This is a genomic window from Pseudomonas sp. 3JA (genome assembly GCF_036961705.1).
Classification (GTDB): domain Bacteria; phylum Pseudomonadota; class Gammaproteobacteria; order Pseudomonadales; family Pseudomonadaceae; genus Aquipseudomonas; species Aquipseudomonas fluorescens_Q.
Genome location: NZ_JBAMDJ010000057.1, coordinates 15916 through 35395, shown reverse-complemented (window position 1 = coordinate 35395; position 19480 = coordinate 15916). Strand labels below are relative to the sequence as shown.

At 62.5% G+C, this 19480-nt stretch carries 20 protein-coding genes; 10 read left to right on the top strand and 10 right to left on the bottom strand.

Annotated elements, in window-relative coordinates; genetic code table 11:
- Nucleotides 1–253: 253 nt before the first annotated feature.
- Entirely contained in the window at nt 254–718 is a 465-nt protein-coding gene (locus tag V7773_RS28280; RefSeq protein WP_063322674.1) for a glycine zipper 2TM domain-containing protein, read from the bottom strand.
- Between the two features lie 171 nt (nt 719–889).
- On the opposite strand from V7773_RS28280, the gene V7773_RS28275 reads away from it, so the two are divergent.
- Nucleotides 890–1174 carry a hypothetical protein gene (locus V7773_RS28275; protein ID WP_063322675.1) on the top strand — a complete coding sequence of 95 codons (285 nt, stop codon included), beginning with the start codon at nt 890–892 and terminating at the stop codon, nt 1172–1174.
- On the opposite strand, the gene pdxH is transcribed toward V7773_RS28275, so the two are convergent.
- The 4 genes from pdxH to dinG form a co-directional block, all read right to left on the bottom strand.
- Nucleotides 1122–1769 (bottom strand): pyridoxamine 5'-phosphate oxidase, encoded by a 648-nt coding sequence (gene pdxH, locus V7773_RS28270; protein WP_063322676.1) that lies wholly within the window; start codon nt 1767–1769, stop codon nt 1122–1124. The genes V7773_RS28275 and pdxH overlap by 53 nt on opposite strands.
- A 24-nt stretch (nt 1770–1793) precedes the next feature.
- Complete coding sequence (locus V7773_RS28265) at nt 1794–2906, bottom strand: OmpA family protein (protein WP_336076293.1); 1113 nt, start codon at nt 2904–2906, stop codon at nt 1794–1796.
- A gap of 116 nt (nt 2907–3022) precedes the next feature.
- On the bottom strand, nt 3023–4168 hold the full coding sequence (locus tag V7773_RS28260) for a serine hydrolase domain-containing protein (RefSeq protein ID WP_336076292.1): 1146 nt from the start codon (nt 4166–4168) through the stop codon (nt 3023–3025).
- A 271-nt stretch (nt 4169–4439) separates the two neighbouring features.
- The gene (dinG, locus tag V7773_RS28255; RefSeq protein WP_063322679.1) at nt 4440–6584 is read right to left on the bottom strand and encodes an ATP-dependent DNA helicase DinG; all 2145 of its coding nucleotides are present in this window, start codon (nt 6582–6584) and stop codon (nt 4440–4442) included.
- Between the two features lie 99 nt (nt 6585–6683).
- Here dinG and V7773_RS28250 point away from each other — a divergent pair, with 99 nt between their 5' ends.
- Nucleotides 6684–7148, top strand: a complete 465-nt coding sequence (locus tag V7773_RS28250; protein ID WP_336076291.1) for a CopD family protein — start codon at nt 6684–6686, stop codon at nt 7146–7148.
- 64 nt (nt 7149–7212) lie between these two features.
- Here the strand turns inward: V7773_RS28250 and V7773_RS28245 are convergent, their stop codons facing one another.
- From V7773_RS28245 to V7773_RS28230, 4 genes are all read right to left on the bottom strand, one after another.
- Entirely contained in the window at nt 7213–7971 is a 759-nt protein-coding gene (locus V7773_RS28245; RefSeq protein ID WP_336076290.1) for a collagen-like triple helix repeat-containing protein, read from the bottom strand.
- Nucleotides 7964–8236, bottom strand: a complete 273-nt coding sequence (locus tag V7773_RS28240) for a DUF1145 domain-containing protein (RefSeq protein ID WP_063322681.1) — start codon at nt 8234–8236, stop codon at nt 7964–7966. The genes V7773_RS28245 and V7773_RS28240 overlap by 8 nt, the downstream gene beginning before the upstream one ends.
- 138 nt (nt 8237–8374) lie before the next feature.
- Nucleotides 8375–9100: an OmpA family protein gene (locus tag V7773_RS28235; protein WP_063322682.1), complete on the bottom strand. Its 726-nt coding sequence runs from the start codon at nt 9098–9100 to the stop codon at nt 8375–8377.
- 90 nt (nt 9101–9190) lie between these two features.
- Nucleotides 9191–9886 carry an OmpA family protein gene (locus tag V7773_RS28230; protein WP_041475763.1) on the bottom strand — a complete coding sequence of 232 codons (696 nt, stop codon included), beginning with the start codon at nt 9884–9886 and terminating at the stop codon, nt 9191–9193.
- Nucleotides 9887–10077: 191 nt separating this feature from the next.
- On the opposite strand from V7773_RS28230, the gene V7773_RS28225 reads away from it, so the two are divergent.
- The 4 genes from V7773_RS28225 (at nt 10078) to V7773_RS28210 (ending at nt 11831) form a co-directional block, all read left to right on the top strand.
- Nucleotides 10078–10575: a DUF6231 family protein gene (locus tag V7773_RS28225; protein ID WP_063322684.1), complete on the top strand. Its 498-nt coding sequence runs from the start codon at nt 10078–10080 to the stop codon at nt 10573–10575.
- Between the two features lie 2 nt (nt 10576–10577).
- Nucleotides 10578–11066, top strand: coding sequence for a YchJ family protein (locus tag V7773_RS28220; protein WP_063325155.1), 489 nt, complete (start codon nt 10578–10580; stop codon nt 11064–11066).
- Between the two features lie 70 nt (nt 11067–11136).
- Complete coding sequence (locus V7773_RS28215) at nt 11137–11622, top strand: LEA type 2 family protein (RefSeq protein WP_336076289.1); 486 nt, start codon at nt 11137–11139, stop codon at nt 11620–11622.
- Nucleotides 11623–11627: 5 nt separating this feature from the next.
- Nucleotides 11628–11831 (top strand): SEC-C metal-binding domain-containing protein, encoded by a 204-nt coding sequence (locus tag V7773_RS28210; protein ID WP_003198420.1) that lies wholly within the window; start codon nt 11628–11630, stop codon nt 11829–11831.
- 291 nt (nt 11832–12122) lie between these two features.
- On the opposite strand, the gene V7773_RS28205 is transcribed toward V7773_RS28210, so the two are convergent.
- Entirely contained in the window at nt 12123–12680 is a 558-nt protein-coding gene (locus V7773_RS28205) for a cysteine hydrolase family protein (protein WP_336076288.1), read from the bottom strand.
- Between the two features lie 205 nt (nt 12681–12885).
- Here V7773_RS28205 and V7773_RS28200 point away from each other — a divergent pair, with 205 nt between their 5' ends.
- The 4 genes from V7773_RS28200 to V7773_RS28185 all read left to right on the top strand — a co-directional run bounded on the left by V7773_RS28200 (nt 12886) and on the right by V7773_RS28185 (nt 19430).
- Nucleotides 12886–15336, top strand: coding sequence for a penicillin acylase family protein (locus tag V7773_RS28200; protein ID WP_336076287.1), 2451 nt, complete (start codon nt 12886–12888; stop codon nt 15334–15336).
- 234 nt (nt 15337–15570) lie between these two features.
- On the top strand, nt 15571–16602 hold the full coding sequence (locus V7773_RS28195) for a ligase-associated DNA damage response exonuclease (RefSeq protein ID WP_092144175.1): 1032 nt from the start codon (nt 15571–15573) through the stop codon (nt 16600–16602).
- Nucleotides 16599–18287 (top strand): ATP-dependent DNA ligase, encoded by a 1689-nt coding sequence (locus V7773_RS28190; RefSeq protein WP_092144173.1) that lies wholly within the window; start codon nt 16599–16601, stop codon nt 18285–18287. The genes V7773_RS28195 and V7773_RS28190 overlap by 4 nt, the downstream gene beginning before the upstream one ends.
- Before the next feature lie 360 nt (nt 18288–18647).
- Complete coding sequence (locus tag V7773_RS28185; protein WP_092144170.1) at nt 18648–19430, top strand: transporter substrate-binding domain-containing protein; 783 nt, start codon at nt 18648–18650, stop codon at nt 19428–19430.
- Nucleotides 19431–19480: the final 50 nt, after the last annotated feature.

Genomic DNA, 19480 nt, shown 5'->3' with positions numbered 1-19480 from the left:
GCCCTTACGGCGGGTCACTTTTGGAAGAGCCGCCAAAAGTAACCAAAAACGCTTTGCCCCACCACTCGGTGCCTCGCCTAGGCTCGGCACCGAGTGGTGGGGCATAAGCGTTTTGCTTACTTTTGCGCTTTTCAAAAGTGAGCCGAGCGGAACCCTAAGTAGCCGTTACCGCAGCAATGGATATACACACCAACTTAAGAGTCCCGCCCGTAAACCAAGGTATTGATCGGCAAAGGATCTTGCCCACTCCAGCTTAGTGCGATACGCGACTCGTACCACCCACAGTAGAAATACGAACCCGCTCACCCACCCGGAACACCTCGTTTTCCTGAACCTGCTGCACATAGGCACGCATGCTGCCATCGTCCTCACGAACAGTGATTTCCACGCCTTGGGTACGAGTCAGGCCTTCTTCAGTAGCGGAGCCAATCAGGCCACCGGCCACCGCGCCGATCACAGCGGCGACAATGCTGCCACGGCCACCACCGATGGCACTGCCGCCTACACCACCGACCACAGCACCGGCCGCACCGCCGATAGGGGTCTTGGTGCCTTCGATCTTGACCGGACGCAAGGCTTCGATCGTACCCATGCGAATCGTCTGCACGCGACGCGCTTCGTCACGGGAATAGGAGTCACCGGTCAGGCTCGACTGACAGCCAGTGAGCAACATCGCCATCGTGGAAAAGGAAGCAACCAGCAAAACAGACTTACGCATAGCATCAAACTCCAAAAGACAGGGATTCATTAAACTCCGCAGCTTGACGCCTGTCACGGCCTCGCCGGGATAAAATTGTTTTCATTCAGGTGGGATACAGGCGCACCCGAAAAATTCACCAAACAGTAGCGCCAATTTCCGAAACCTGCGTCATCAACCCTGGAATTTTTCATGGATTATTTCATTATCGTCGCCACCACCGTGGCCGGTCTGTACTTCCACTGGTGGCTGTACGTGCGGATCAAACGCTGGGCGGATCGCGATCTGGCGCTTTCGCTGGCTGGGCCGGATGGGCAAAAGAAAACCTACATGCTGCAACAATTGGCCCGCGCCCAGGCACAAGGCATCAAGCGCCGTGACCTGCCGCAATGGCTCCAGACCGCCGCGGCAGGTTATCCCGATGCTAAGGCGCCAGACGCTCGCGAGTCCACTGCGCCCCTTGCAGGCGATAGTTGAGGCGATCGTGCAGGCGGCTCGGACGCCCCTGCCAGAACTCGATGCGCTCGGGCAGCAAACGATAACCGCCCCAATGCTCCGGGCAATGCGGTTGGCTGTCGCTGAAACGTTGTTCGGTGGCCTTGAGCAGGTCGTCCAGCTCACCACGCCCTGCAATTACCCGGCTCTGGGGTGAAGCCCAGGCGCCGAGACGGCTGCCCAGCGGGCGAACCTGGTAATAGGCGTCCGACTCCTGCGCGGTGACCTTCACCACTTTGCCCTCGATGCGCACTTGGCGCTCCAGGGCCGGCCAGAAAAACGTCATGGCCGCAAATGGATTCGCGGCCAGTTGCTGCCCCTTGGCGCTGTCGTAGTTGGTGAAGAACGTGAACCCCAGGGCATCCAGGCCCTTGAGCAGCAGGATCCGGCAGTGCGGGCGCCCTTCTGCATCCACCGTCGCCAGGGTCATGGCGTTGGCCTCCACCGGGGCCTGCTCGGTTTTCACCGCGTCGGCGAACCATTGGTGGAACAGCGCAAACGGCTCGGCCGGGGCTTGTGCCTCGGTCAAGCCATCGCGGGTGTAGTCGCGGCGCATATCAGCCAGCGGTTGGGTCATGGCGCGTTCCTTGTGGTTAGCCCATCACTGCTTGGGGGTATCGGCAGCCGCGACTTTCTTGGTATCGGTGGCGGCTTTGGCCGGTTGGGTTTTCTTCGCCGGAGTAGTGGCCTTGGCAGGGGCTTTCTTCGCAGGCGCCTTGGCCACGGCTTTTTTGGCCGGTGCTTTTTTGCTGGTCGGGGTCACGGCTTTTTTCGCCGCAGGCGCTGGGGCCGGGGCCACGGGCTTCACGTCCTGGGCCGCCACCAGCGTCACGGGTGCGGGAGCCGGCATGTTGTATTTGCTCAGCAGCGCAACCATGGTGTTGGCCGGCGTGACCAGCAGTTCCACGCGGCGGTTCAAGGCACGCCCTTCCACACTGTCGTTGGCCGCACGTGGCGCCACTGCGCCCATGCCGCGCAGCATCAGGCGATCACGTTGCAGGCCGCTGAGACGGAAAATCGCCGCAACGGACTGGGCACGCTCCTGGCTGAGCTTCAGGTTCGCAGGTGCGGCGCCCGAGGTATCGGCGTGGCCGAGGATCAGCACGGCGGTCTTGGGGTCGGCTTCAAGGATCTTCGCCACGCGGGTGAACGGCCCGAGGGTCACGGGCAGCAGCATGGCCGGACGGTCCGGGTTGAAGGAGCCGTCCACCGGCGCGGTGACCACCAGCACGTTGTCGCGGCGCTCGAGTTGGAGCTTGCTGTCCTGGATGGCTGTGCGCAGCTTCGGCTCGTAGTCGTCGAGCCAGGCCTGGGTGACTTTAGGATCGGGCATTGGCACCGCCTTGGCGGTTTCCTGATCCTTGCCGCCAAACGGCCACCACCATTTGCCGTTGCTTTCGGCTTCGGCCTTGGCAACGGCCGGCGCCTTGGTTTCAGGTTTGTCCTGGGGTTTGACGTCATCTTTCTTCGCAACGTCGGCAGCATCATCGGAAGAGAACGGCCACCACCAGTGGGTGGCGCTCTCGGCCTTGGCTTGCGGTGCGACGGCAGCCGGTTTCAGAGGCGCCGCTGGCGCCGTGTCCTTGGCCGCCACCGTGTCGGAAGAGCCGAACGGCCACCAGCCGCTGCTGCCCTCGGCATCATTTTGTGGGGTTTGTGCGCAACCAGTGATAGCGAAGCACAGCGCCAGAGCGAGGGTTTTATTCGATGACATTGGATATCCACAAAATGATGTAAATGGAAAATAAAGGCCATGTTTTGGCCGCATAAACAGTCGCTTGGAATCTGAAAAGGCCACGAGGTTCCGGTGCCCGCCGCCTTCAATGGCGTTTATAGACAAGTGGCAAGGACCCTCGCAAGGTTCTGCGCGCGCGGGTCCATCAATACGTAAGGCCCGAGCGTGTTGGTCACGAAGCCAAAAGCCACATCATGCTCCGGGTCGGCGAACCCCATGGAGCCACCGGCCCCCGGATGACCGAACGCCCGTGGGCCAAGGCCATAGGTCGCATTCGGTACATCCGGCTGGTCGAGCATGCAACCCAGGCCGAAACGGGTCTGGGTCAACAAAGTCTTGTCCTCGCCGAAGCTGTGCTGGCGAGTCAGTTCGTCGAGCATTTCACCTTCCAGCAGGCTGCCATCCAGCAGCCCCCCATAGAACCCGGCCAGGCTGCGGGCGTTACCGTGGCCGTTGGCCGCCGGTTGCTGCATGCGCCGCCACTCCGGTTTGTTGGTACTGGTCATGATCGACGGCGGATTGGTGAAGGCCCGGGTGGTCATGGCCGTGGGCTCGCGCATCGTCACCTGCAGCAGGCGTTGGGCCGCGGCATCGCCGACGTTGCCTTTGCCACGGGCGATGTGGGCTACGCGATGAAACTCCTCGTCGGCCAGGCCAACGTGAAAATCCAGGCCCAACGGCTTGGCCACACGGGCCACGATGGACTCCCCCGGGCCACGCCCATCGGCCCTGCGCAACAGCTCGCCAATCAGCCAGCCGTAGGTGATCGCGGCATAACCATGACCCTCGCCCGGCGTCCACCAAGGTGTTTCGGCGGCCAGGGCATCGATCATGGCTTGCCAGTCATAAAGCGCTTCGGGCGGCAGCAATTCACGTAGCGCCGGCAACCCGGCCTGATGGCAGAGCAACTGGCGCAGGGTAATGGATTGCTTGCCGGCGGCGGCAAACTCGGGCCAATAGCGGGCGACCGGGGCATCCAGCTGCAACTTGCCTTCGGCCACCAGTTGCAGGGCGGTGACGGCGGTGAACGTTTTGGTGCAGGAAAACAGGTTGGCGATGGTGTCGCTGTGCCAGGTCTCATGGCCATCCTTGTCGGCGGTACCGGCCCACAGATCGATCACCGTGCGACCACCCACCTGAATGCACAACGCCGCGCCGCGCTCCTGGGGATTATCGAACAGCGCCGCGAACGCTTCACGCACCGCCTCGAACTGAAGTTCATAATGGCCTTGAATCCGCACCCGCAACTCCTTTGAAACAAAGACTTTTTAGAGTGGTTGGCATTGTTTCAGCCATTGGGGGTTTTGGGAACCGCCATGGGACGGCTGGTTAACCTGAAACCGGCCCCTGTGGCGAGGGAGCTTGCTCCCGCTGGGTTGCGCAGCAACCCCAAAACCCGCCGTTGCGGTGTGCCAGATTGATCGCGACCAGCCTTCTTGGGGCTGCTACGCAGCCCAGCGGGAGCAAGCTCCCTCGCCACAACAGCGTCCATCACCAGAAGAACCCGCTTTGTCAGGAAATCTCCCGCCGAAACGGCGGCAGCGCGTTGAGGATCGCCTTGCCATAGCGCTGGGTGACCAGCCTGCGGTCGAGCAAGGTGATGGTGCCGCGGTCTTCTTCGGTGCGCAGCAACCGACCACACGCCTGGACCAGCTTCAGCGAAGCGTCCGGTACGGAAATTTCCATGAACGGATTGCCGCCTCGGGCTTCGATCCATTCGGCCAGCGCGGCTTCCACCGGGTCATCGGGGACCGAGAATGGAATTTTGGCGATCACCACGTGCTCGCAGTAGGCACCCGGCAAGTCCACGCCTTCGGCAAAACTCGCCAGGCCGAACAGCACGCTGGAATCCCCACCATCGACCCGGGCCTTGTGCTTGTTCAGGGTTTCCTGCTTCGACAGGTTGCCCTGGATGAACACCTGTTTGCGCCAATCACGGTCAAGGCCATCGAACACGTCCTGCATCTGTTTGCGCGAGGAAAACAGCACCAGGGTGCCCCGTGAGCCTTCCACCAGTTCCGGCAGGTCGCGGATGATCGCCGCGGTGTGGGCGGCGGCATCCCGTGGGTCGGCCTTGAGGTCCGGCACCCGCAGCACGCCGGCGTCGGCGTGATGGAAGGGGCTCGGGACCACGGCGGTCACGGCTTTCTTTGGCAAGCCGGCGCGCATGCGGAAGCGGTCGAACGTGCCCAGGGCGGTCAGCGTGGCGGACGTCACCAGCGCGCCATAGGCCACGTTCCACAAGTTGCGCCGCAGCATTTCCGCCGCCAGGATCGGGCTGGCATTGACCTCGATGTCGAACAGCGAACCGCTTTCGGCCAGGGTCAGCCAGCGCGCCATTGGCGGGTTGTCTTCCGGGTCTTCAGCGGTGAAGGCCGTCCACAGTTCCCAGTTGCCTTGCGAGCGGGACAACAGGCTGCCAAACAACGGGTACCACTCCTCGGCCTGGTTGCTGGCGATGCCGATGTTGACCTCGCCGTCCATGCCTTCCTTGAGCAGGTCGGTCAGGCGCGTGAACAGGTCGGTCAGGCGTGCGAAACCTTTCTTGAGCTCGATGCCCATTTCGCGCATGTGTTCAGGAATCACTCCGCCGACGAAGCGATGACGTGGCCGTTCGCGGCCCTCGACGTCTTCGCCGGGCTTGAAGTCGGCCACTTGCTCGCAAGCGGTGAACATGAACTGCTGGTTCGTCTTGATTTCCCGCGCCAACTCCGGCACTTGCTCGATGAACTTGCCCAGGTCACCCGGCAATGGATGCTGGGCCAACAGTTTGGTGAGGTTCTTGGCGGTGGTTTCCAGCCAGTCGGCAGTGGAACGCAGCCGGGTGTAATGGGCGAAGTGACCGATGGCCTTGTCCGGCAGGTGATGGCCTTCGTCGAACACGTAGATCGTGTCGCGCGGGTCCGGCAGCACCGCACCGCCGCCCAGGGCCAGGTCGGCCAGCACCATGTCGTGGTTGGTGACGATGACATCAACCTTGCCCATGCCTTCGCGGGCCTTGTAGAAGGCGCACTGGCCGAAGTTCGGGCAATGCCGGTTGGTGCACTGGCTATGGTCGGTCGTCAGGCGGGACCAGTCGGCGTCTTCCAGGGCGGTGGACCAACTGTCGCGGTCGCCGTCCCATTTGTTGCCGGCCAGCTTCTCGATCATGCTGGTGAACAGCTTCTGGCTGGCCTCATCGACTTCGATCTTGAAGCCTTCTTCTTCGAACAACTGGGCCGTGGCGGTCTGCGCGTGGCCTTCCTGGAGCAACATGTCGAGCTTGGACAGGCACATGTAGCGCCCACGGCCCTTGGCCAGCGCGAACGTGAAGTTCAGCCCGCTGTTGCGCATCAGGTCGGGCAGGTCCTTGTAGACGATCTGCTCCTGCAGGGCGACGGTGGCCGTGGCGATCACCAGGCGTTTGCCGGCGGCCTTGGCAGTGGGAATCGCCGCCAGGCTGTAGGCCACGGTCTTGCCGGTACCGGTGCCGGCCTCCACCGCCACGACGGCGGGCTCGCCACTGCGCCGGCCTTCGTCGTCGGTGTCGATGTCACCCAGGACTTTTGCCACTTCGGCAATCATCAGGCGCTGGCCATATCGCGGCTTGAGGCTCTTGGCTTCGAGAAAACGCGAATAGGCGCCCTGGATCGTGGTTTTGAGTTCGGTGCTGATCATGAATGGTCGGGCGCAAAAAACGCTGGATAAATTTTCAGTGGTTCGGATCGGCGGCTATCATACCCCGCTAATGAATCCTGCGCAGAACGGAGTAACCCAATGACACCCTTTGCCCTCGTCTACACCCTGCATTTACTGGCGGCCCTGGTCTGGGTCGGCGGCATGTTTTTCGCCTGGATGATCCTGCGCCCGGCCGCAATGACGGCGCTTGAGGGCCCTGCCCGGCTCAAGTTGTGGGTAGAAGTGTTTCAGCGTTTTTTTGTCTGGGTCTGGGTGGCGGTGGTGCTTTTACCGATCAGCGGTGTAGGCCTGATTCATGTGCGCTTCGCCGGTTTCGAAACCGCGCCTCGGTATGTGCAGGTGATGATGGGATTGTATGTGGTGATGGCTGCGCTGTTCATCCGCATCCAGGGCCTGCAACTGCCGGCATTGCGTAGCGCCGTGACGGCGCAGGACTGGCCGGCGGGTGCGGCGGTGCTGGGGAAGATTCGGCGGTTGGTGGGGACCAATTTGTTGATCGGGTTGCTGGTGGTGGCGATTGGCGCGGCGCGGCCGATGTTCTGAACATCACATAAAACCCTGTGGGTGCGAGCAAGCTCGCTCCCACAGGTTCAGATCAGATTTTTCTTCAGAACCGCTGCACCGTCACCGTCCCCGCCGCTCCGGCAGGCCCTGGCTGGCCATCGGCGCCAGGACGGCCGCTTTTGCCGCCATCGGCGGTATAGACCAGGCACCCCTTGGCCTTGCCTCCCGCCCCGGGTTTGCCGCCGTGTCCCGCCGCGCCACCGGCCCCGCCGTCCACCGTCACTTTGATCTGCTCGGCAGGGTAGGCCAGGGGCAGCTCGAGGCGTACCTGCGCGCCAGCGGCTCCCGGCTGGCCATCGCTGCCATTGCTGCCGTCGGCCCCGCGACCGGCCGAACCCCAGGTGCAACCCGGCGCCTGGCCATTGGCACCGTCAAGACCGACGAAACCCGGCGCACCGGTTCCACCGCGGGCATCCACCGACAACAGCGGCGCATTCAAGGCATTGAAACGCAGGTTGAGATCGCGCCCCGACCGCGCGGCCTTGGTGTAGGTACCCGGTGCGCCGCGTGAAGTGATCTGGCTGCCCTCGGCCAGCTCAGCCCGGGCCACTTTCATTTCCAATACCTGCTGCGCCGGCACGATGGCGATCCGTGCTTCACGCCCCAGGTGCAATTGGTCGATGGTCAGTTCAGTGACATTGGAAGGCACCAGCAGCGTGCCGTAGTCGGCCACGTCCAGTCGCTCGAGGACCAGGGTGCTGGTGGTGTTTGGCAGGCGCATCAACGAATGGCTTTCTACCTGGACCACCTGGGCCGAAGCCCACGGGCATACGAGTGCGGCGAGCAGACACAATTTACGCATGGGAAGCCTCTGGCGCGGTCGGGAGGGTTTGCAAATGGAAGATACCGAACAGCAGCACTCTGAGGCGATCACGACCAGGCGCGGGGCGGCCACGAAAACTGGCCCTGAACAACAGCAGCTCCAGCAGATGGAGCACCAGCAAAAACGCGCCGGCGACATTGACCAGCAGATGCAGCGGATGGACGAACGGCACGACCAGATTGACCAGCACCACCAGCCAGAACAGCAGGGTCAGCAAGCGCCCCAGCCCCCAAAACACCTTCATACGCCCCCCTGATCGGGAATTATTCTTTGCGCGCACAGTAACGGCTTGCGCGCAGGATAAGCCAGAGGGCCAGGCAAATTTAATCTGACCCGAGCCCCGGATCGCCTTCCCGACGACCCGGCAGCCCTGGTCCGAGCTTCAACGCTGGATATGCAGCTCAACCCGACGGTTCTGTGCCCGCCCTTCGTCAGTCTCATTGTCAGCCACCGGCTCGCTTTCGCCCTTGCCTTCGCTGGTGAGTTTGTCGGGGGCCAGCCCCTGGGTCAGCAGATACTCCACGACGCTGCTGGCCCGACGTTCGGACAGCCCTTGGTTATAGGCATCAGTGCCGACACTGTCGGTGTGACCCACCACCCGGATGCTGGCGACATTGGCATGGCTGAGTTTGCCCATCAACCCATCGAGTTGGCTTCGAGCGTCTGCCGTGAGGTCGGATTTGTCGAAATCGAACAGTACCTTGCCGGCGTCGTTGAGGGTGATGACCTCGCTCGCCGGCGCTTGCGGTTCGACCGGCGGGGCGCTGGCCGGGTATTGCGGCAGCGGGCAACCGTGATGCTCGACGGGGGTATTGGCCGGCGTATCGGGACAACGGTCGCGGCGGTCGAACACCCCGTCGTCGTCTTCATCGCCATCCTGGGCGTAGCAGATCAGACCACCGCCCAGCAGCCCCAGCGCGGCGCCACCGGCGGCCCAGCCACTGCTTTCAATGGCCCCCAACCCGCCGCCAACCAAGCCGCCGATCAGGCTACAGATTGGCCAGGTGCGTTGATTGAGAGGTGCGCTGCCATCGCTGTGAGTGGCGCAACCGGACAACAGACTGCTCGCCAGCAGTACCGGCAAGGCGGCCCTGATTAGAACGTTCATGGTGAAGGCTCCTGTGTCACCGGCCCATACCGGTCACACAGGAGTAAAGACCCGCATCCGCAACTCTACAAGCCGCGAATCGCAAGGGTTTCAGCGGTTTATCTTGATTTCCGTGCGACGGTTCATCGCGCGGCCGTCGGCGGTCTTGTTATCGGCCACCGGCTGACTCTCACCGGCGCCGGACACCGAGACGAAACTGGCACGCGGTACGCCGTTTTCGACCAGGTATTGCACCACCGAGTTGGCCCGTTTCTCCGACAACCGTTGGTTATAGGCATCGCTGCCGACACTGTCCGTATGGCCGGTGACCCGCAGTTGCGCGGTGGACGTTTCCTGTTTCAGTCGGGTGGCGACCGTGCTCAGCACATCCTTGTCGGCTGGGGTCAGCGTGGCTTTGTTGAACTCAAAGTGCACGTCGCGGATCACGATGGTTTCTTCCTTGACCACTGGAGGCTCTTCAGCCATTGGCGGTGGTGCAGGTGGTGGGCAACCGTCGGCATCGACCTGCACACCCTTCGGTGTGCCCGGGCACTTGTCGCGGCTGTCCGGCACGCCATCGCCATCTTCGTCGCCGTCGCCGTGCACCCAGCAATAAGCTGCCGCCATGCCGCCAACGTACAGCGCGCCGCCGCCAGCCCAGGAAGTGCTTTCTATGGCGCCTAATCCCGCACCGATCGCACCGCCGACGGCCGCACAGGTCGGCCAGTCGGTTTTCTGCAAACCTGCGCAACCAGTCAACACACTGGTTAGCAGAACCAGGGGTAACGCTGTCCGAACTATGCTCATCGGGTTTCTCCTTGAGGGATCGGCTTGTCGCCGATTCAGGGGAGTAAAGACCCGTCTTCGAATCTGCGCCAGCCTGAGCAATCGCGGGTTTTCGCCCCGTGTTTACGAAGATTCCGCACGTTCAGGGACAAACCGCTCTAGGCCACGATGTCCGGGCAGGCTATCGTGGTGGTTCTGACTGAGGAGCTTCGATGACTGTTGCCATTTCTGCGCGTACGCCCCAACAAGCCCTGGCGGCCGTGCTTGACCGCTATGCCCCGCAAAAACTGCTATTGATCGGTGCCAGCGGCTTTCCCGCGCTTGAAGCATTCCAGCAGGCCCATCCCGGCACCGAAGTGGTCCACGCCGGCCCCGGCGCGCTGCCGGCGGACGTGGCGGCGCGGCGTTTTGACCTGGCCCTGGCGCTCGATTGCCTGGAGCATTTGCCCAAGCGCGAAGGTCTGAACCTGTTGGGTGGCATCCGCAATCTCAATGCCAGTCGCATTGCCGTGCTGGCAGATCTCAACGCCTGCGGCTGGCAAGAGACGGACTTTTTTTCACTGGCCCTGCAAGCCAGCGAGCGATTCCAGCGCGAAGATCAGGTGCTGACCCTGTTTACCTACGATCTGCTTGAATACAAACAAGTCCCCGATTGGCTCAACTCGCGCTTTTGGGCCAACCCGGAAAATTTTGGAAAATATTGGTGGTAACCGTGAACACAAGCCCACACACGCCCATCTGCCCCTGCGGCAGTGGCAATCCACTGGACGCCTGCTGCGGCCATTACCACGACGGTCACCCGGCGCCCTGCGCCGAAGCCTTGATGCGCTCGCGCTATAGCGCCTATGTATTGGGCCTGGTGGATTATCTGGTCGCCACCACCCTGCCCGCCCAGCAGCCAGGCCTCGATCGCCAGTCGATCAGCGAGTGGAGCGCCAACAGCACCTGGTTGGGGCTGGAAGTGGAAAGCAGCGAAGTGCTAGGTGGTCAACCGGAACACGCCTTTGTCACGTTCACGGCACGCTGGCACGACGGCCAGGGCGAGCATAGCCACCGTGAGCAATCCTCGTTCGTGCAGAACGACGGGCGCTGGTATTTCATCGATCCGACCGTGCCGGTCAAGACAGGACGCAACGACAGCTGTCCGTGTGGCAGCGGGCACAAATTCAAGAAGTGCTGCGCCGGCTACTTCAATCGCTGAATTTAGGAAACGTCCGACGCTCGTCCATCGGCCCATAGGGCTAGACTGGGGATAAACCAGAGGCACGGACATGACCCCTCCATCATTCTTGCTGCGCATCACCTGCCTGCTGCTGTTCGTTGGATTCGGCGGCTGTGCATCCTGGCGAGGTGAAGAAGCTCCGGAACCACAGGTACATCTGGTCAAAGTCGAGGTGGTGCGGGCCCGGCTGGTGGAACAGAGGTTCACGCTGCACTTTCGCGTCGACAACCCCGGCGACAGCGACCTCACCGTTCGCAGCCTGACCTACCGCATCCACCTGGGCGACCTGTTGCTGACCGAAGGCGAGCATGAGCACTGGTTCACCGTGCGTCCCAAGCACAGCGCCTACTTCAAGGTGCCGGTGCGCACCAACCTGTGGCCACAGGTGCGGGAAGTGGTGAAGCTGCTGGAGAAACCCCGGGAACAGATCCCCTATCGTCTGGAAGGTGAGCTGGAAACCGGATTATTCATCGCTCACTACGTGCACCTGGAACGTAATGGCGTGATAATCGCCGCCGATTTTATTGCGGAGTAACCCCGATGACCCAACAACCCCACGTCCATGGCCCTGATTGCAACCACGATCACGACCATCATCACGATCATGACCACGGCCATGTCCACGGTCCGAACTGCGGCCACGCCCACCAGGAACCGGTGCGCAACGCCCTGAAGGATGTCGGCCGCAACGACCCTTGCCCGTGCGGCAATGGCAAGAAATTCAAGAAGTGCCACGGGGCTTGAGGGTCCGGGCGAAAAACTTTTTCGCCTGTTAGAGCGTCATCGCGAGCAAGCTCGCTCCCACAGAGTTTGCCATTAACCAATCCAAGGTGTGATGGCTTGGAAGCTTTTTGTGGCGAGGGAGCTTGCTCCCGCTTGAGTGCGAAGCGCTCATCGCTTTTTTGGGGCCGCTGCGCGCCCCAGCGGGAGCAAGCTCCCTCGCCACGGGACCGTGCCGCTTTCAACCCCCTGTGGGAGCGAGCTTGCTCCGGGCGGCGATCCAACGATGAGGCCGGCACTGTCAACACCGATCTATCAGCCCGCCTGCAGAATCCGCTTCACACCGACCACCGTCGCATACTCACCATGCAAATTGCCCAGGGACATGGCATGCACCTCGGCAGCCGTACGGGCGTTGCCGAAGTAATCGCTCTTGTCGAAGGTAAAGCAGGCATCTTCGACCACCCACGTGTCGAATCCCAGGTTGCCGGCCGTACGCGCCGTGGACTCCACCGAGTTGTGCGTTGCCACACCGACGATCACCAATTGCCTGATTCCGGCGCTGCGCAGGTCTTGCTCCAGGTGGGTGCCACTGAACGCATCCGGCACCTGCTTTTGCACCAACCGTTCCCCTGCCTGCGGCTCGAACCGTGGCTGGACTTCCACCCCCGACTGCCCCGGCCAGAACACCGAGTCCGGCGAGCGGGACAGGTGGTGGACGTGAATCACCGGACGCGCCGTCCGTCGCCATAAAGCCAGTAGCTCCAGCATGCGCAGCTCTGCCTCGGGGTTGTTGCGAGGGCCGAGCCTGGGGTGAAGGATGCCTTTTTGTTGATCGATGAGAATCAGCGCCGCGTCGTTCTGTAGCTCCATGCCGGTTTCTCTTGCTTGGTCTTTGAATGTTCCACACTTGATCATCACCTTTTCCTACAGGCAAGCCTTTGAGCAAAGCGATGACCCGGCCCCGGAGTTTTATCGCCAAACCAACAAATAACCCTCGCCCCCGCTTGCGCGGCCCCCTCCTGCTCACTAACGTAGCGCCTTTATTGGTGCCACCCCCTCCCGCAGGAGCTTTGCCATGGCCTCGCCAGCCTCTATTTCCCTTATCCCCCGGCTCGGCGTTGCCGCCGCAATGGCCAGTGTGCTCGGTTTGAGCGGATGCCAGACCTGGAACGCCCAGGACACTGTCCCGCCGACTTCCGGTGTGCAACCGCTCAAGGGGCTGGCGCAGAACGTCTCGGTCCGGCGCAATGCCACCGGCATGCCGCTGATCGAAAGCAACAGCTTCCATGACGCCCTGTTCACCCTCGGCTACGTCCACGCCAGCGATCGCATCACCCAAATGGTCACCCTGCGCCTGCTGGCCCAAGGACGATTGGCAGAAATGTCCGGCGCCGAACGGCTGGACGTCGACCGCTACATGCGCGCCGTCAACCTGAAGAAAAACGCCGACGAGCTGTACAAGGCGTCTTCGCCAAGGCTCAAGCGTTTCTTCGAAGTCTATGCCCGCGGCGTCAACGCCTACCTGTTCCGCTACCGCGACAAGTTGCCGTCGGACCTGGCCGCCACCGGTTACAAACCCGAGTACTGGAAACCGGAAGACTCGGCGCTGATGTTCTGCCTGCTGAATTTCAGCCAGTCAGCCAACCTCCCGGAAGAAATCGCCAGCCTGGTACTGGTCCAGACCGTCACCAACGACAAGCTCGCCTGGCTGAGCCCGTCCTATCCGGACGAGCAACTGCCCGTGGCCGAGGCCGACAAGCTCCAGGGCTTGCGACTCAATGGCCAGATCCCGGGCCTGAGCGAAATCAGCAAGGCCACCCAGCAATTGGCCGGGTTGAACCTGTTGGGTGCTGCGTCTTCAAGCAACTGGGCCATCGCGCCACAACGCAGCCGCAGCGGCAAGAGTCTGCTGGCCAGCGACAGCCACGGGCCGCTGGGCATGCCGGGGCTGTGGAGCCCGGTACAGATCCGTGCGCCCAAGTACCAGGCGGCCGGGGTTTCCGTGGCGGGCATCCCGATGATCCTGGCCGGGTTCAACGGCAAAGTGGCCTGGAGCATGACCAGCGTGCTGGGGGACAACCAGGACCTGTTCCTGGAAAAAATCCGCCGTCAGGGCAATGGCCTGTCCTACGAGGTCAACGGCAAATGGCAACCGGCGATCGTGCGCAACGAAACCTACTTCATCAAAGGCCAGCGGCCGATTCGTGAAGCGGTGTTCGAAACCCGCCACGGCCCGTTGCTCAACAGCGCCCAGGGCCCGGCCATGGCCAACGGCTTTGGCCTGGCCTTGCAGACGCCGAGCTTGAGCGACGACAAGACCCTGGATGCCTTCTTCGACCTGTCCCGGGCGCAGAACGTCGAGAAAGCCTCCGACGCCAGCCGGGAAATCCGCGCCATGGCGGTGAACCTGGTCTTTGCCGACGCCAGCCATGTCGGCTGGCAGGTCACCGGTCGCTACCCGAACCGCCGTGAAGGCGAGGGTCTGTTGCCGTCGCCGGGCTGGGACGGTCGCTACGATTGGGACGGTTACGCCGACCCGATGCTGCACCCCTACGATCAGGACCCGCCCCAGGGCTGGCTTGGCACGGCCAACCAACGGGTCATCCCCCATGGCTACGGCATGCAACTGTCCAACTCGTGGGCCGCACCGGAGCGTGGCGAACGCATGGCCGAACTGGCCGGCGCGGGCAAGCACGACACCCGCAGCCTGACCGCCATGCAATACGACCAGGGCACAACGTTCGCCGCCAAGCTCAAGCAAGTCTTCGAAGCACCGGGCATGACCCATCCGCTCAAACAGGCGATCGAAGCCCTGCCGGTGGCTGACCGGGCCAAGGCCCGCGAGGCCTACACTCGCTTGATGGCATTCGATGGCCGGCTCAACCCGACCTCCGCCGACGCGGCGATCTATGAGCTGTTCCTGCAGGAAAGCATGAAGCAGATTTTCCTCGACGAACTGGGCCCGGACAGCAGCCCGGCGTGGAAGGCGCTGGTCGCCAACGGCCAATTGTCCTACTCGGCCCAGGCCGATCATCTGCTGGGACGTGAAGACAGCCCGTTCTGGGACGATGTACGCACCCCTCAGAAAGAAGACAAGGCCGTCATCCTCGCACGCAGCCTGGTCGCCACCATCAACGCCGGTGACAGCCAGTTGGGCGGTGACCACAAGGCTTGGCAGTGGGGCCAGTTGCATCGCTACGCGTGGAAAAACAGCAACGGCCAGATCGTACGCGGCCCGCTACCGGCTGGTGGCGACGCCAGCACGCTCAACTCGGCGGCGTTCGCCTGGGGCCAGGATTTCACCACCACCCTGGCGCCGGCCATGCGCTTTATCGTTGACTTCGGCCAGCCTGAACCGTTGATGATCCAGGACGGCGCCGGCCAGTCTGGCAACCCGGTCAGCCCGAACTATGCCAATGGCATCGATCCGTGGATCAAGGGGCAGTACCAGAGCCTGCCGCTGCAGTCACAGAACTTCGATCGGGCGTATGGCAAGACGCGGTTGACCCTGGTGCCTGGCAAGTAACTGCAGCCCGGGACTGGAGATAGTATTTGTGGCGAGGGAGCTTGCTCCCGCTGGGCTGCGAAGCAGTCCCCTGCATGTCTACAGGCAGACCGCATCAGCCGGTTTACGACTGCTGCGCAGCCGAGCGGGAGCAAGCTCCCTCGCCACGGGTCCAGTCCATCCCCCACTAAACCCGATAGAACTTCCCCCCTCGCCTGCGCCTCTACCTGACAAGCCCATCGCTCCGGTGACCGCATGGATCTTGTCATTGCCCGCCCCGAAGGCTTGTACTGCCCGCCCGGGGATTTCTACATCGACCCGTGGCGGGCGGTGGAACGCTCGGTCATCACCCACGCCCACGGCGACCATGCCCGCAGTGGCAACCAACACTACCTGGCAGCGGCACCCGGCGAAGGCATCCTGCGATCACGCCTGGGCCAGGACATCAACCTGCAAACGCTGCCTTACGGCGAACGCCTGTCGCACCATGGCGTGACCTTGAGCTTTCACCCCGCCGGCCATGTGCTGGGCTCGGCCCAGGTGCGGCTGGAATATCAAGGCGAGGTCTGGGTGGCGTCGGGGGATTACAAAGTCGAGCCTGACGGCACCTGCACCCCATTCGAGCCGGTGAAATGCCATACCTTCATCACGGAATCCACCTTCGGCCTGCCGATCTACCGCTGGCAGCCCCAGGCGCAGATTTTCGACGAGATCAACCAGTGGTGGCACGGGAACATCGCCGCCGGCCGGGCCAGCGTGTTGTTCTGCTATTCCTTCGGCAAGGCTCAGCGAATTCTCCACGGCATCGACGAAAGCCTCGGCCCGATCCTGGCCCATGGCGCGGTGGAACCGCTGAATCGGGTCTACCGCGAGGCCGGGGTCCATCTCCCGCCAACGATCTACGCCGGCGATGTCAAGAAGAACGACCCGATCATGGGCCAGGCGCTGGTCATCGCCCCGCCCTCTGCCGGAGGCAGCAGCTGGATGCGCCGCTTTGGCGACTACAGCGACGCCTTCGCCAGCGGCTGGATGCGCCTGCGCGGTACGCGTCGGCGGCGTGGCGTGGACCGGGGTTTTGTGCTGTCCGACCACGCCGACTGGCCCGGCCTGCTCTGGGCCATCGAACAGACCGGCGCCGAACGGGTGATGGTCACGCACGGTTCGGTAAGCGTGCTGGTGCGCCATCTCTGCGAGCAAGGCCTCGACGCCCAGGCGTTCAGCACCGAATACGGTGACGATGAAGAAGACCTCGCCATGGCCACCAACAGCGGGGAGGAGGCGCCATGAAAGCCTTCGCCGAGTTGTACGCCGAACTGGACGCCACCACCTCCAGCAATGCCAAGCTCGCCGCCATGCAGGACTATTTCAGCAAAGCCCCACCCCAGGACGCGGCGTGGGCCGTGTATTTCCTTTCCGGCGGGCGCCCACGGCAACTGGTGCCGGTAAAAATCCTGCGGGAGTTGGCGGTCCAGATATCCGGGTTGTCGCTCTGGCTGTTCGAAGAAAGTTATCAGGCCGTGGGCGACCTGGCCGAAACCATTTCGCTGGTATTACCCGAATCGCCCCACAGCTCCGACGAAGGCCTGGCGCTGTGGATCGAGGAGAAACTGCTGCCCTTGCGCGGTGAGTCGCCCGAGGTATTGGCGCAACGCTTACCGGCGTTGTGGGCGCAACTCGACCGGCCCAGCCTGATGCTCTGCATCAAGCTCATCACCGGCAGTTTCCGCGTCGGCGTGTCCAAACTGCTGGTGACCCGGGCCCTGGCGGGCATGGCCGGGCTGGACAGCAAACGGGTGGCCCAGCGCCTGGTGGGCTACACCGACCTGTCCCATCGGCCGACGGCGGCCAGTTACCTCAAGCTGATCGCGGCCGAATCCGACGATGAACATGCCCAGCGCGGCGGCCAGCCTTATCCGTTTTTCCTGGCCCATGCGCTGTCTGCACCCGTGGAGCAATTCGACACGTTGCTGGGGCCGGCCAGCGACTGGCAGGTGGAATGGAAATGGGATGGGATCCGCGCCCAGGTGATCAAGCGCGACGGCCATTTGTGGGTCTGGTCGCGAGGCGAGGACTTGGTCACTGAGCGATTTCCGGAACTGCATTCACTGGCCCAGGCGCTGCCCGACGGCACGGTGATCGACGGTGAAATTGTGGTCTGGAAAGCCCCCCAGTCGGTTACCGAAGACGCCTTCGACCCGGACGCACCGTTGCAGCCTGCGGTGCAACCCTTCGCTCTGCTGCAACAGCGCATCGGTCGCAAGACCCTTGGCAAGAAAATCCTCGACGATGCCCCGGTGGTGGTGATGGCCTACGACCTGCTGGAATGGCAAGGCGAGGACTGGCGCAGCCGTCCCCAGGCCGAGCGCCGCGAACAGCTGGAGGCGCTGATCGCCCGTGTTCGCAGTCCGGTATTGTTGCCGTCGCCAACGGTCACCGGCCAAGACTGGTTCGACCTCGCCCGGCAACGCGAAGGCTCTCGCCGCCTCGGTGTCGAAGGCATGATGCTCAAGGCCCGCAACGCGCTGTACGGCGTCGGCCGCACCAAGGACATGGGCGTGTGGTGGAAATGGAAGATCGACCCCTTCAGCGTCGACGCGGTGCTGATCTATGCCCAGCGCGGCCATGGCCGGCGCGCCAGCCTGTACAGCGACTACACCTTCGCCGTATGGGATAACCCGCCGGACAGTCGCGAGCGCACACTGGTGCCATTTGCCAAGGCTTATTCAGGGCTGACCGATGCGGAAATGCGCCAGGTCGACAACATCGTGCGCAAGACCACCGTGGAAAAGTTCGGCCCGGTGAGCAGCGTCACGCCCACCCTGGTGTTCGAACTGGGTTTCGAAGGCATCGCCCTGTCCAATCGCCACAAGAGTGGGATCGCGGTGCGCTTTCCACGGATGTTGCGTTGGCGCCAGGACAAAACCGTCGAAGAGGCAGATACCTTGGCAACGCTTCAGGACCTGCTGAAATAGCCCCCTCTGCATGTCCGGGGTCGTCAAGTTTGCACAAACACATGTGGCGAGGGAGCTTGCTCCCGCTGGGCTGCGAAGCGGCCCCCTGGTTCTGACTGACACACCGCAGGGGGCCGCTTCGCGCCCCAGCGGGAGCAAGCTCCCTCGCCACCGAAGAGCGCTCCATCCCGGTGCACTTTTTGATGTACGCTCATCCCCGCGCACCATCGCATTCCGTCACCCGTCGCCGAAGCTTTTAAAACACTTGTTCGGCACTCTGGTTCGGAAATTGCTACCTTTATGCCGTCATACCGTTCTCGCCTTCACCGGTAACAATACTTACGCGCCACAAGCGCTCATATTGGTTTTAGGGATTGAATAATGAAAAAAGCACTGCTGACCCTTTCTGCACTGGCGTTGTGCATGGCTGCTGGCGTCGCCACGGCCAAGGAATACAAGGAACTGCGTTTTGGTGTCGACCCTTCCTACGCCCCGTTTGAGTCCAAAGCCGCCGACGGCAGCCTGGTCGGTTTCGACATCGATCTGGGCAACGCGATCTGCGCAGAGCTGAAGGTCAAATGCAAATGGGTCGAAAGTGATTTCGACGGCATGATCCCGGGCCTCAAGGCCAATAAATTCGACGGCGTGATCTCCTCCATGACCGTTACCCCGGCCCGCGAAAAAGCCATCGACTTCTCCAGCGAGCTGTTCTCCGGCCCAACGGCCTATGTCTTCAAGAAAGGCTCGGGCCTGAGCGAAGACGTTGCCTCGCTCAAAGGCAAGACCGTCGGCTACGAGCAAGGCACCATCCAGGAAGCCTACGCCAAGGCCGTGCTGGACAAGGCCGGCGTCAAGACCCAGGCCTACCAGAACCAGGACCAGGTCTACGCCGACCTGACCTCGGGTCGCCTCGACGCGGCGATCCAGGACATGCTCCAGGCCGAGCTGGGCTTCCTGAAGTCGCCAAAAGGCGAAGGTTATGAAGTCAGCAAGCCAGTGGACAGCGAATTGCTGCCCTCCAAGACCGCGATTGGTATCAAGAAAGGTAACAGTGAGCTGAAGGCACTTTTGGATAAAGGTATCAAAGCGTTACACGACGACGGCAAATACGCCGAGATCCAGAAAAAACACTTTGGCGATCTGAATCTGTACAGCGGCAAATAATGCGCTGCGCCCATCCGGTCTCGGATGGGCGCTTTTCTCCTGCCAAAGGC

Coding starts and splice junctions, on each gene's coding strand:
- V7773_RS28235 (WP_063322682.1), bottom strand. CDS start 9,100: ATGAACGTTCTAATCAGGGCCGCCTTGCCGGTACTGCTGGCGAGCAGT.
- V7773_RS28230 (WP_041475763.1), bottom strand. CDS start 9,886: ATGAGCATAGTTCGGACAGCGTTACCCCTGGTTCTGCTAACCAGTGTG.
- V7773_RS28210 (WP_003198420.1), top strand. CDS start 11,628: ATGACCCAACAACCCCACGTCCATGGCCCTGATTGCAACCACGATCAC.
- V7773_RS28280 (WP_063322674.1), bottom strand. CDS start 718: ATGCGTAAGTCTGTTTTGCTGGTTGCTTCCTTTTCCACGATGGCGATG.
- V7773_RS28200 (WP_336076287.1), top strand. CDS start 12,886: ATGGCCTCGCCAGCCTCTATTTCCCTTATCCCCCGGCTCGGCGTTGCC.
- V7773_RS28250 (WP_336076291.1), top strand. CDS start 6,684: ATGACACCCTTTGCCCTCGTCTACACCCTGCATTTACTGGCGGCCCTG.
- V7773_RS28245 (WP_336076290.1), bottom strand. CDS start 7,971: ATGCGTAAATTGTGTCTGCTCGCCGCACTCGTATGCCCGTGGGCTTCG.
- V7773_RS28215 (WP_336076289.1), top strand. CDS start 11,137: ATGACCCCTCCATCATTCTTGCTGCGCATCACCTGCCTGCTGCTGTTC.
- V7773_RS28185 (WP_092144170.1), top strand. CDS start 18,648: ATGAAAAAAGCACTGCTGACCCTTTCTGCACTGGCGTTGTGCATGGCT.
- V7773_RS28240 (WP_063322681.1), bottom strand. CDS start 8,236: ATGAAGGTGTTTTGGGGGCTGGGGCGCTTGCTGACCCTGCTGTTCTGG.
- V7773_RS28275 (WP_063322675.1), top strand. CDS start 890: ATGGATTATTTCATTATCGTCGCCACCACCGTGGCCGGTCTGTACTTC.
- V7773_RS28190 (WP_092144173.1), top strand. CDS start 16,599: ATGAAAGCCTTCGCCGAGTTGTACGCCGAACTGGACGCCACCACCTCC.
- V7773_RS28265 (WP_336076293.1), bottom strand. CDS start 2,906: ATGTCATCGAATAAAACCCTCGCTCTGGCGCTGTGCTTCGCTATCACT.
- V7773_RS28225 (WP_063322684.1), top strand. CDS start 10,078: ATGACTGTTGCCATTTCTGCGCGTACGCCCCAACAAGCCCTGGCGGCC.
- V7773_RS28195 (WP_092144175.1), top strand. CDS start 15,571: ATGGATCTTGTCATTGCCCGCCCCGAAGGCTTGTACTGCCCGCCCGGG.
- pdxH (WP_063322676.1), bottom strand. CDS start 1,769: ATGACCCAACCGCTGGCTGATATGCGCCGCGACTACACCCGCGATGGC.
- V7773_RS28205 (WP_336076288.1), bottom strand. CDS start 12,680: ATGGAGCTACAGAACGACGCGGCGCTGATTCTCATCGATCAACAAAAA.
- dinG (WP_063322679.1), bottom strand. CDS start 6,584: ATGATCAGCACCGAACTCAAAACCACGATCCAGGGCGCCTATTCGCGT.